Below are 8,888 nucleotides of genomic sequence, written 5' to 3'. Positions count from 1 at the left end.
TACTTCACCCAGTCCGGCAACACCCTGGACGGCAAGGCCGTCTCCCTGCCCGGAGGCAAGTGAGGTCAGAGCGCTGATCTGCTGAAACGCCCGCGACGGGTGCTGCTACGCCGGTTTACTGGTGGGCAGCACCCGTCGCCTGTTTTCGCGAGATCCACGGAGAGCTGTGAGCACCGCACCGCCGCGCGTCCTGTACTCCTTCCCACACCCCCTGGGCGGGGACCAAGGCATCAATGAGGCGGCATGGCAGCACGTCGTCGGGCTGCACGCGCTGGGCGTGCCGGTGACCGTCTACTGCACCAGCGTCCGCAAGCGGCTGCCTGCCGGCCTCCGCGTGGTCGAGACGATGGTCGTTGCAGGGCGTCGAGTGCCGCACCGCGCCATCGGGCAGGCGAACGCTTACGCCTACCACGACTGGCGCGTGGCTCAGGTGCTGCGACGACGAGGGTCGGACTTCGACGTCGTGCACTGCTGGCCCCGGGCGGTGCTGCGCACCAGCCGGGCTGCGCGCGCGTCGGGAGTCCTGGCCGTTCGCGACGTGCCCAGCGCACACACGGCCAGCGCCTTCGCCGACGCCGCCCGAGCGGCGCAGGACGCGGGTGTCGCCGTGGCCGACCGCTCCTCGCACCGTGCGGACCCGGAGCGCCTGGCCGAGGAGCAGGCCGAGTTCGACGCCGTCGACGTCCTACTCGTCCCATCTGCCTATGTCGAGCGCACCTTCGTCGAGCGGGGAACGCCTCGGGAGCGACTGATCCGCCAGCAGTACGGCTTCGACGTGTTCCGTTACGCACCAGGCCCTGCCGACTCCACGCGTCCCTTCACCGCCGTGTTCGTGGGTCGTGGTGAAGCGGCCAAGGGCCTGCACCTGGCGCTCGACGCCTGGCAACGGTCTGGCATCGGCAAGCGCGGTCGGTTCCTGATCGCCGGCTCGATGCAGCCGGAGTTCGCGGCGCACTACGCGCACCAGTTGGCCGCCCCCGGGGTCGAGGTCCGCGGGTTCGTGGACTCAGTGGCCGACCTGATGCGCGAGTGTGATGTGCTCCTCTTTCCGTCCTACACCGAGGGCAGCGCGCTGGTGGCCCTGGAGGCCATGGGCAGCGGGGTGATCCCCCTGGTGTCAGCAGCCACTGGGGCGCCCGTCACCGACGGCGTCGACGGCCTGGTGCACGAGGTGGGCGACGTCGACAGGCTGACCCAGCAGCTGCGCCGGGTGTTCGACGAACCGTCCCGTCGTCGGCAGCTGGCCACCGCGGCCTTTCGCACCAGCCGGACCCTCACCTGGGACGAAGCCGCCAAGCGCTTACTGACGGCCTACTCCGAAGGGATGCAGTTGCGCGGAACCGCCGTGGGGACCGACCGCGGCAACTTATGATCATGCTCCATCTGACAGCGTCTGCCGGGGAGCCTTCATGAGCTTGGTTTCGATCGGGCTTCCTGTCTACAACGGCGAGAAGTACCTCCCCCTCGCGATGGAGTCCGCGCTCGCGCAGACGCACACCGATCTCGAGCTGGTCATCAGCGACAACGGCTCCACCGACGGCACCGAGGAGATCTGCCGATCATTCGCCGCAGCCGACGAGCGCGTCCGCTACCTGCGGCAGGAGCAGAACCGCGGAGCCGCCTGGAACCACAACGCGGTCGTGCACGCGTCGAGGGGCGAGTACTTCCGGTGGTACTCCTACGACGACCAGATGGACCCGCGGTTGATCGAGGCCTGCCTGGCGCCACTGCAGGCTGATCCCGACCTCGTCCTCGCCTACCCGCTGACGTACGTCATGGACGACGAGGGCCGCGTCGTCGAGGAGTACCGCAGCGATCTACCGTGGCAAGGCACCAGGGCGAGCGAGCGACTTCACAACCTGTTGTGCGCCGAGAACGTCGACACCCTGTTGTGCTGGTGCTACCCCGTCTACGGGCTCATGCGCCGACGCGTGCTGCTCGACACGCGGCTGCTGCGCCCGCACAACAGCTCCGATGCCGTTCTGCTGGTTGAGCTCGCTCTGCGCGGTCGCTGGCACCAGGTCCCGGAACGGCTGTTCTACAGTCGCCGGCACGCCGAGTCGTCAGTGGGTGTCCACACCCCTGAGCAGGTGGCCCAGTGGTTCGATCCGGCCGCATCTGCCGACCGGCCCATGGTGCGGACGATGTTGTTCGCCGGTTACGTCTCGGCGATCTGGCGCGCGCCTCTCACGCCGGCCGAGCGGAGGCGCTGCTTCGCCACGCTCGGGCCCTGGCTGCGCCACAACCGCAACGGCCGCGTGGTCGCCTCCGAGCTGCGACACCGGGCTCGCGCCCGGGTAGTGGCTCCGGTGGCAGCCGGACGCCGCACCCTCAGACGACCGTGACCTGCGCGTCGGGGCACAGCGTGCGGACGTTGTTCTCGATCTCGTTGCGGTACACGGGGTTCATGATGACCACCAGGTCGGCCGGCTGAGCGGCCAACGACGCGGGTGCGACGATCGGCAGACCCGAGCCGAGCATGAAACGACCCTGCTTGTACGGGTTGACGTCGACGACTCGGCTGATGGTCGCGGCGAGCGGCCCCATGGCCGACAGGAACGCGGTGGGTTTCGATCCCGAACCCCACAGCACGACGTCGGAACCGTTGCGCGACCTCGCGTCCAGCTCGCCGCGCCACCGACGGGTCGTCGCCTCCACGCGCGCCTCGAACGCGCCAGCCAGCTCTTCGACCGTGCGCAGCTCGCTAGCGGACACCACTGCCGCGTGGGGGGTCGACGGCACCCCCGCGGCGAAGGCCGTGACCAGCAGGTACTGACCGTCGAAGACCAGCGAGACGTCCCGCACCTCGAAGCCGCAGGCCTCGAACAGCGCCGCGACCGTCGAGGGCACGAAGTAGGCGCAGTGCTCGTAGTAGACGTCCCAGAAGGCGCCCTCGGCGAGCACCCGCGTGGCATCCGGCACCTCGACGAGCACCGGGACGTCGGTGCGCTCACCGAGCGCCGCACGCAGGGCACCCAGCAGCGCGCGCGGGTCGTTCACGTGTTCGAGCACATGCCGGAAGGTCACCGCGTCGACGTCGCGCACCGCCGCAGCGCCGGTCGTGTCGTCGAACGCCTCGGCCACCCACCGGATCCGGCCGCCCTCGTCGTCGCCTGCGCGCGTGGCGACGATCGTCGGGTCCATGGCGTCCACGCCCGCGACCCCTGCGCCGACGAGCATCCGCGAGAAGTCACCGCGTCCGGCACCGATCTCCAGTACCCGGCGCCCCTGCAAGCGGTGCTCTCCGACCCAGCGCTCGGCGAGCGACGTGCCGTAGGCCGTGAAGGTCGGTGAGAAGGCCTGGGAATCCTCATACCGCCCGGAGTACGCCGTCAGGCCCTCGTCGAAGCTGCGGTTCGCCAGGTGCCCGCAGTGCTCGCACATCACGAGCGTCACGGTGCCGCGAGGTAGCGACAGCGCGTCGTCGCGGGAGTCCACCAGCAGGCAGGAGTGCACCGGGACGGCCTCGGCGCGGTGCACGACGCGGCCGCCGTCCGTGCCGCAGAGCGGGCATCTCTGCAGGTCCACGTCGGACGCGTTCACGGTCGTCGGCCGAGGTCGATGACGGCCTTCGCGACAACGAACGCCTCGGCGTACCGCGCGCGGCACTCGACACCGCGCATCCGCAGCAGACCGCGGAACAGTTCTTCGTCCCACCAGTCGCGGCCGTGCTGCGACGAGAAGCTGCCGTAGAGCAGGTCAAGCTTGCGCTGCACTTGCTCGTCCGTCAGCGGTACGTAGTGGGTGGGGCGCCCGAGGTCGCCGTCCCACTTCGGGATCTCGTAGTGCAGCACGAGCGCGTCGCGCCACACAGTCGTCACGAGCTCGGCGAGCAACCGGTGGTCCTGGTGGGCGTCGGCGCGGCTCGGCGCGAGCACGACGTCGGGCCGCACCGACCGAGCCAGATCCTCCAGCGCCTGCTTCAGCTCGGCCCACTGCGCGGGGAGCCGGCCGTCGGCGAGGCCGAGCAGGTGCAGGTCGTCGGCTGACGCGCCGAGGGTCTTCGCGGCTGTCGCCGCCTCGGCCTGGCGCGCGCTCGAGCCGGTGGCGACGACCAGCGACAGGGCAACGTCGCGGGCGTCGCTCAATGCCAAAAGCGTTCCCCCGCAACCGATCTCGATGTCGTCCGGGTGGGCGCCCACCGCCAGCACCGTCAGGCGCCCCTGTGGCAGCGCGAGCTCGATCACGCGGGAGCCAGGGTCACGGCCGGCTCGGCCACCGCAGGGATGCGTAGTGCCGGAATGCCGTTCGGCTGCCGCCACACCATCCACGGGCTGACCCCGGTGCGGTACAGCTCCTCCAGCGCCGCACGCTCCTTCAGCGTGTCCATCGGCGCCCAGAACCCTCGGTAGGACTGGGCCATCATCAGGCCCTCGCGTGCGGCACGGGGGCAGGCGTCACCGACCAGGTCCTCGCCCTCGCCGAGGTAGTCGAAGATGCCCTGCCGCAGCACGAAGAAGCCGCCGTTGATCCACAGCGGCAGCTCGGCCGCCGACTGGAACCCTGTGGCGCGGTCGTCGTCGCCCATGTGCACGACGTGGAAGGACTCCTGCGGCTTGACCGCGAGCATCGACGCCACGGCGTCGCTGGCCGCGAACTTGGCCACCACCTGATCCATGGGGGCGTCGGTGAGCACGTCGCCGTAGTTGGCGAGGAACATCTCGTCGTCGCCCAGGTGGTGGCGCACCCGGCGCAGCCGCTCACCGATTGACGTGTTCAGCCCCGTGTCGGCGAACGTGATGCGCCAGTCGCTGATGTCCGACCCGAGCAACTCGATGTTTCGGCCGCCGTCGCTGAGGACGAAGTCGTTGGACGCCGTCTCCTGGTAGTTGAGGAAGTAGTCCTTCACCGACTGCGCGCCGTACCCGAGGCAGAGGATGAACTCCTTGTGCCCGTAGTGCGCGTAGTACCGCATGATGTGCCAGAGCACCGGACGGTCGCCGATGGGCATCATCGGCTTCGGGGCCGAGTCCGCGCCGCTGCGCATGCGCATCCCCAGCCCGCCGCAGAACAGCACGACCTTCATCTCAGCCTCCGACCTCAGAAGATCTCGAGGTGCGGCAGGGGGACGACGAGCTTCGCGCCCCACTCCCGGGTGTACTCGAGCTGGGCCGTGATCTCCTTCTTGAGGTTCCACGGCAGGATCACGATGTAGTCCGGACGCTCCTCCGCGAGCTTCTCCGGCGCGTGGATCGGGATGTGCGTGCCTGGCAGGAACTTGCCGTGCTTGAACGGGTTGCGGTCGACCGTGAACGACAGCAGGTCGGCGCGGATCCCACAGTGGTTCAGCAGGGTGTTGCCCTTGCCGGGCGCACCGTAGCCCGCGACCTTGGCGCCCTCACGCGCGCGCGCGATGAGGAACTCGACGAAGTCGTTGCGGGCCGCCGCCACGACCGGCGCGAACCCGTCGTGACCCTCCAGGGTGTGCAGACCTGCCCTGCGCTCGTCGTCCAGCACCTTCGCCACGGCGGCTGACGGTTCGCTCGCGTGCTCGGTCGGCATCGACCAGGTGCGCAGCGAGCCGCCGTGCGTGGGGATCTCCTGGACGTCGACGACGGTGAGCCCCGCCTCAGCGAGCACCCGCTGGGTCGTCAGCAGCGACAGGTAGGAGAAGTGCTCGTGGTAGATCGTGTCGTACTCGCGGCCCTCCACCAGCCGCAGCAGGTGCGGGATCTCGATCGTGATGGTGCCGCCGTCCGCGACGAGCGCGCGCAGCCCGCGCGAGAAGTCGACGATGTCAGGCACGTGCGCGAAGACGTTGTTGGCGACGACGAGGTCGGCCTTGCCGTGCTCGTCGGCCAGCTCGGTACCGGACTTCTCACCCAGGAACCGCACCGTGGTGTCGATCCCCTTGGCGACGGCCGCCTCCGCAACGTTCGCCGCGGGCTCGATGCCGTGCACACGCAGACCGCGCGCCTTGGCGTGCTGCAGCAGGTAGCCGTCGTTGCTCGCGACCTCGACCACGAACGACGACTCGTCCAGCCCGAGCCGCTCGGCTGCCTCATCGACGTAACGCCGCGCGTGCTCGACCCACGAGTCGCTGTAGGAGGAGAAGTACGCGTAGTGGCTGAAGATGTCTTCGGCGGTCACGTACTCGGGCAGCTGGACGAGCAGGCACGACGAGCACACGCGCACGTGGAGCGGGTAGAACGTCTCACCCTGGTCGAGCTGGTCGGCCGCCAGGTAGCTCTCGCAGGGCGGCGACATGCCCAGGTCGACGAACGTGTGGTCGAGCGGGCTGGCGCACAGCCGGCACAGGGGGGCGTTCACGCGGCACCTGCCCCGGTGTCGTGGCGCACCAGGTTGTCGTCGAGCACGCCGGCCCGCATGAGCTCCTCGACGCGCTTGAGCCGCACGAACCGCGGGCCCTCGAAGTCCTCGGCCGCCAGGCCGAACCGCCGCATGTCGGCCGCGAGCTGGTCGATGCCCTGCGGCACGGTCCACTGCGGCTCGAAGGCAGGCAGCAGGTCGTGGATCTTCGCGAAGCTGACGCGGTAGTCGCGCTTGTCAGGGCCCGCGCCCTCCGCGAACGTCACCGGAGCGCCGAGCGCCTCGGCCACCTTCACCGCGATGTCGCGGATCTGCACGACGTCCTCGTCTCGGCCGACGTTGAAGGCCTGGTCGTGCACCACTTCGCGCGGCGCCTCGAGTGCGGCCAAGAACGCCCGCGCGATGTCCTCGACGTGCACGAGCGGCCGCCACGGCGAGCCGTCGCTCTGCAGCCGCACCTCACCGCGTGTGAAAGCAGTACCCGTCAGGTTGTTCACGACGATGTCGGCGCGCAGCCGGGGCGAGGAGCCGTACGCCGTCGCGTTGCGCAGGTAGGTCGGGCTGAAGCCGTCGTCGGCCAGCTTGCCGATGCCCTGCTCGGCCATCACCTTGCTCTCGCCGTAGGGCGTCACCGGGTTGAACGTGGCCTCCTCCCCCACGGCCGAGCTCCCGGCCGCGCCGTACAGCGAGCACGACGAGGAGAAGACGAACCGCTCGATGCCCGCCGCCTTGGCGACCTGCGCGAGGTGGACGGCGCCGTGGGCGTTCACCGAGTAGGTGGCCTCGGGGTTGAGGTGCCCGATGGGGTCGTTGGAGATGGCCGCGAGGTGCACGACCGCATCGAGGCCCTCGAGGTCCTCGGGACGCGCGTCGCGGATGTCGCCGGTACGCCGCATGGTCGGCTGCGGGCCAGGGCCGAAGTCGCAGCCGGCGTACCAGTCGGCGTCCAGGCCGACGACGTCGTGCCCGGCGGCGGCGAGCACCGGCACCAGGACCGCGCCGACGTACCCCCCGTCACCCGTGACGAGAACCCGCATCAGTTGCTCCCGGTTGCGTTCGTGGTGTCGTTGGTGGTGTTGGTGGGCGTCGTGAGGGCGTCGTGGTCGGGCTCGACCGTGCCGTCCGGCCGGACGCGCCGCACCCAGATCTCGCGGAAGAAGGCGTAGTCGCGGCGCGGGCACAACGAGTGGAAGTCGCCCTCGCAGACCACGCCGTCGAGGATCAGGCACGGGCTCTTGGTGACGATCATGCGGCCGGTCGCCTCGTCGAGCAGCCGGTTGACTCGCCGCACCACCCGCACGCGACGGCCGCAGTAGCGCATCATCTCGCGGTCGAACCACAGGCCGCGGTTGCGCTGGCGGTGGTCGAGCGTCGCGATGATCTCGGGCAGGCTCTTGATCTCGACCAGGTCACCCGCCTGGATACCGGAGTCCTGGGTCGGCGTGATGCCGCGCTCGCCGCCCCACGGGCCGCGCACGTCAGGGAAGGGGTCGCCGCCGTTGATGCGCAGACGAGCCGGCAGCCGGCGGGAGAACCGCTGGTAGCGGTCGATGAACGTGTAGAGGAAGCCGCGCGCGAGCTGGCGTGGAGGCGCGTTGCGCGTGCTGACGTCGCGCAGAAAGTGCTTGTGCCCCTTCAGCTGCGTCGTGGCCTCCAGAAGCTGGGTGGCTTGGCACCGGTACGTCTCCGCGTCGACCTGAGTGGCTGTCTGCAGCCGCTGCACGAGCTCGTCGGACGGCGGTTCGGCCGTCACTGCGGGCGTGCCCGCATCGACGCGCTCCAGCCAGTCCTCCTTGAAGAACAGCAGGCATCCCGCCTGGCAGCCACCGTGCGCCGAGCCGTCACAGCGCGCCTCCACGAGGTGCACCGTCGACTCCATCTTGCGGCTGCAGGACGTGAGGTTGATGGTGTCGCAGGTCTTGTCGGCGCGCGCCTGCACGGTGAAGGTCTGCCCACACAGCGGCAGCATTTCCGGCATGAACGGGAGCCGGTCGAGCTCGCCGGCTTCGTCAAGGCTCGACTCGATCTCGCGCGCCGAGCGCACCCGCACGGTGTCACCGCGGCGGAGCTCCCGCGCCCTGCCGACGTCCACGCTGTGACCGGTCTGGCTCCGGACCGACTCCGTCACGTACCGCTCTCCTTGGTCCTCGCAAACCGCAACCCCCCCCGAGAGCCACGGTCACCGACTTGCCTGCCGGATCAGGCTAACGAGGGCTTTCACGTCGCGTAGCCTCTTTGCGGCAACTCGCCCGGACGGGTGACACGACGTGCTGAGCGCGCGGGGATGGTGCGCCTGACGGCACTAGCGCTAGGACGCCCCCTCGAGCAGGCCCTTCTCGCGCAGCGTGGCCACGAACGCGTCCGTGTCGGCCTCGGCGCGAGGCCGGTCGACCTCGTACTCGGCGACGAGGGCATCGACCAGCTCGTCGCGCGTGCGCTCCTCGGCCAGCTGCTGCAACAGGAATGAGCCGGTGCCGTTCGTGCTCAGGTACGTCGACGCCTGCAAGTCCAGCACCACCGTCTCGCCGTCGATCTCGCGCCATGTCAGGCCCTCGGTGCGCAAGCGCATGGTCCCCGTCCTCATCCCTTGTGCCGTGCCCGCCGGTCGACTCCGACGC

Annotated in this window: 9 protein-coding genes; 2 read left to right on the top strand and 7 right to left on the bottom strand. The window is 69.8% G+C overall.

Features of this window, described 5'->3' with window-relative positions:
• The first annotated feature begins 166 nt into the window (after positions 1-166).
• On the top strand, positions 167-1,372 hold the full coding sequence (locus ASD06_RS14745) for a glycosyltransferase family 4 protein (protein ID WP_056679284.1): 1,206 nt from the start codon (positions 167-169) through the stop codon (positions 1,370-1,372).
• Positions 1,373-1,409: 37 nt separating this feature from the next.
• Entirely contained in the window at positions 1,410-2,345 is a 936-nt protein-coding gene (locus ASD06_RS14740; protein ID WP_082538076.1) for a glycosyltransferase family 2 protein, read from the top strand.
• Here the strand turns inward: ASD06_RS14740 and ASD06_RS14735 are convergent.
• From ASD06_RS14735 to ASD06_RS14705, 7 genes are all read right to left on the bottom strand, one after another.
• Complete coding sequence (locus tag ASD06_RS14735; protein ID WP_056679280.1) at positions 2,332-3,543, bottom strand: class I SAM-dependent methyltransferase; 1,212 nt, start codon at positions 3,541-3,543, stop codon at positions 2,332-2,334. The two genes, ASD06_RS14740 and ASD06_RS14735, sit on opposite strands and share 14 nt — an antisense overlap.
• On the bottom strand, positions 3,540-4,187 hold the full coding sequence (locus tag ASD06_RS14730) for a PIG-L deacetylase family protein (RefSeq protein WP_082538075.1): 648 nt from the start codon (positions 4,185-4,187) through the stop codon (positions 3,540-3,542). The genes ASD06_RS14735 and ASD06_RS14730 overlap by 4 nt, the downstream gene beginning before the upstream one ends.
• Positions 4,184-5,026: a sugar phosphate nucleotidyltransferase gene (locus ASD06_RS14725; RefSeq protein ID WP_056679277.1), complete on the bottom strand. Its 843-nt coding sequence runs from the start codon at positions 5,024-5,026 to the stop codon at positions 4,184-4,186. Before ASD06_RS14725 ends, ASD06_RS14730 begins: the two co-directional genes overlap by 4 nt.
• Before the next feature lie 14 nt (positions 5,027-5,040).
• Positions 5,041-6,270, bottom strand: coding sequence for a class I SAM-dependent methyltransferase (locus tag ASD06_RS14720; protein WP_082538074.1), 1,230 nt, complete (start codon positions 6,268-6,270; stop codon positions 5,041-5,043).
• Positions 6,267-7,307: an NAD(P)-dependent oxidoreductase gene (locus tag ASD06_RS14715; protein ID WP_056679274.1), complete on the bottom strand. Its 1,041-nt coding sequence runs from the start codon at positions 7,305-7,307 to the stop codon at positions 6,267-6,269. Before ASD06_RS14715 ends, ASD06_RS14720 begins: the two co-directional genes overlap by 4 nt.
• A complete protein-coding gene (locus ASD06_RS14710) occupies positions 7,307-8,398 on the bottom strand; it encodes a hypothetical protein (protein ID WP_056679271.1) in 1,092 nt (363 codons plus the stop codon). The genes ASD06_RS14715 and ASD06_RS14710 overlap by 1 nt, the downstream gene beginning before the upstream one ends.
• A 180-nt stretch (positions 8,399-8,578) precedes the next feature.
• Positions 8,579-8,839, bottom strand: coding sequence for a PqqD family protein (locus tag ASD06_RS14705; protein WP_056679268.1), 261 nt, complete (start codon positions 8,837-8,839; stop codon positions 8,579-8,581).
• Positions 8,840-8,888: the final 49 nt, after the last annotated feature.

Origin of the sequence: Angustibacter sp. Root456 (genome assembly GCF_001426435.1) — a bacterium.
Lineage (GTDB): Bacteria > Actinomycetota > Actinomycetes > Actinomycetales > Angustibacteraceae > Angustibacter.
This window is presented reverse-complemented; position numbering and strand designations above follow the sequence as displayed.